This window comes from Moorena bouillonii PNG (assembly GCF_001942495.1).
Classification (GTDB): domain Bacteria; phylum Cyanobacteriota; class Cyanobacteriia; order Cyanobacteriales; family Coleofasciculaceae; genus Moorena; species Moorena bouillonii.
The window spans coordinates 3,522,622-3,525,066 of the sequence record NZ_MKZS01000001.1; the positions used below are offsets into that span (position 1 = coordinate 3,522,622).

The 2,445-nt window shown below is 38.7% G+C and carries 1 protein-coding gene and 1 pseudogene; both read right to left on the bottom strand.

Translation table 11 applies throughout. The features are described from left to right. Nucleotides 1-102: 102 nt before the first annotated feature. Nucleotides 103-663 (bottom strand): 3'-5' exonuclease, encoded by a 561-nt coding sequence (locus tag BJP37_RS14345; protein ID WP_075899713.1) that lies wholly within the window; start codon nucleotides 661-663, stop codon nucleotides 103-105. A gap of 175 nt (nucleotides 664-838) precedes the next feature. Continuing rightward, nucleotides 839-1,880 (bottom strand): annotated as a pseudogene (locus BJP37_RS14350) (transposase). Between the last annotated feature and the right edge of the window lie 565 nt (nucleotides 1,881-2,445).

A 2,445-nucleotide genomic window follows, 5' to 3' on the forward strand; every position in this document is an offset into this window, starting at 1 on the left:
GATTCCCGATTCCCGATTCCCGTTCCCCTCCTGGGAGGGGTTAGGGGTGGGTTCCGATTCCCGATTCCCGATTCCCGACTTCTGGAACAAGTCTAGTCGATATCATGGTGTAGTTCTGAATTGCGAAAGTAACCTTGAGAAGATCCAAGCAATATTCCAAGCATCATCTCCTCCCCGGTGGTGAGTACCTTCCAACGGTAGATTCAGTAAATCCAAAGCTTGTGCCATACCAACTTCATGGGGCAAAGCATAACTAATAGCAAACAAGGTCTTGATGTTGATATGTCTGGGACCGAAGGGATATCTCAAAAAACGCGATGTACACTGTTTCTGAAATTGATTTCTATCATAATCCCCATAGCTGGCCCACACTCGCCGAGCAGATAAATACTTATCTTGTAGAATTGAACACGCTTCAACAAACGATATTCCCTGGTCAACTTGCTCCTGGGTTAATGTAGTTAGTTTGGTACAAAATTCACTGACCCTTGAGCGTTCTGGTTTTACCAAAATACTGTCTTTTTCCAGGGGCTTCCCAGAAACAACATCCAATACACAAATCCCAATTTCAATGATTTCATTTTCTTGTCCTGGGGGTGGCTTCCCTTGCCAACAGGTTGCTTCAACATCCACAACAAGAATTTGGTCGAGTTTTTTGGACATATTAGCCTCCGGCTAGTTGATGTTGGTCAGAATGTAGAATTAAGAATTGAGAATTGAGAATTAAGAATTAAGAATTAAGAATGTAGAATTAAGAATGTATAATGCAGAAATGTTGAATCCCGATAATTATGTAGCTAAAATTAGACACACTACACCTATAACATGCCAGATAGCTTCACGAGAACACTATCTTATCAAACCAATGGACATAGCTAATGTTTTCACACATAAAAGCTTGTAAATACCGGAGTTTATCTAATAGCTTTTTTCCAAAATATTTTGGGATAACCACTAATTGTAATAAGACATAAGCGATGAGACAGCTATATATCTGTATTTCAATACCATTGACATTTTTGGTTATTAATCTGTCGAGTTTCAGATGCATCTTTAAAAACTTCCAGAACAATTCTATTTGCCACCGTAAACGATAAAAATCACTAATTTCTTCATTACTTATTACGAGTGTTCCTTCTTCTGGTAGGTTAGTCACTAGTCTAAATTCAGTGTGAGTTTCGAGGTCACAAAAGTTAACTACTCTCCCTTGTACTTGATCTTTTCCTGTTCCGATTAGGTACTGCCCATTGGACAAAAGTTCTAGCTTGACATTGTTTTTAATTCTTAAGACGAAATAACGATTATCTTTGGTCTTTAGGGTTTGGATTCTCAGCAGACTCGCCAATCCTCTATCCATTACACCGACTCCGTTTTCTGGAATTTTTTCTATTGTTATATCTCCATACTTGCTATCGTGACCTTGACCAAAATGGATCATTATTCCTTCTGGTTCTGCCGTTAATAAATTTAATCCACTGAATAGTTTTAATTGATGAAAACCTTGACTCCATAACAACTTGCTTGTCAAGGTCACTATTGTCGAATCTATAGGAAATAATGCTAATTTCTTCTTGTCTATATTTTTGTGTTTTTTTAGAGTTTTTCTTAATTCAACGAACAAATCATAAAACACCATCGGATTTCTCACTTTGCTCGCCTTGGAGAATGTCGATATATCTACATTTATACCACCTACATTCAGACGCTTGAATAAGCTCCTCATACTACTTTGGCTCTGTTCGCGTAGCGTGGCCCAAAGGCCAATCTAGCACAAATTCTAGCCAGGTTGATACAAATAGGAAAGTATTGAGGACTGGATAATCATCTGTAGGTAATTGACCTAGGTGTCTTTTGACGATTTCCGGAAAATTTGATATCATTGAATCAATATTATAAGATTTTTATTTAGTCTCTATTTTATCAAAATAGAGGCTATTTGTCTAGGTTTTAACTATCATTCAACATTTCTGTGTATAATGTATAGCGTTTATAGGATTTATTAGGTACGCTTATCAAGCTCAAAGTCCCCCTTGATAAGGGGGATTTAGGGGGATCCATTTGTACCTGATGGCATAGCGATGCAGCGCGGTCTTGGGGAGGCAGCGCGGTCTTGGGGGTCTCCCCCATGAGCGACTGCCGTGGTTTCCCCCATGAGCGACTGCATCAAGACAGATAATTGCTATAGAAGACAGAATGTAGAATGTAGAATGTAAAATTTCAAATTCTAAATTCTAAATTCTAAATTCTAAATTCTCAAATACTGTGGTTGTATTACATTATAATACAAATAGGGCAAGCACGTCTACTCAACACTCTCCAACTCCAGATTCAGTAGGTAAGCATATGCGCTACGCGCACGCTACGCGAACAGCCGTTGGCCTTAGGCCAATGACTGATAGCTGATAGCTGATAGCTGATAGCTGATAGCTGATAGCTGATAACTGA

Bases quoted from the DNA above. Each gene is read 5' to 3' on its own strand.
- BJP37_RS14345 (WP_075899713.1), bottom strand. From the start codon at position 663: ATGTCCAAAAAACTCGACCAAATTCTTGTTGTGGATGTTGAAGCAACC.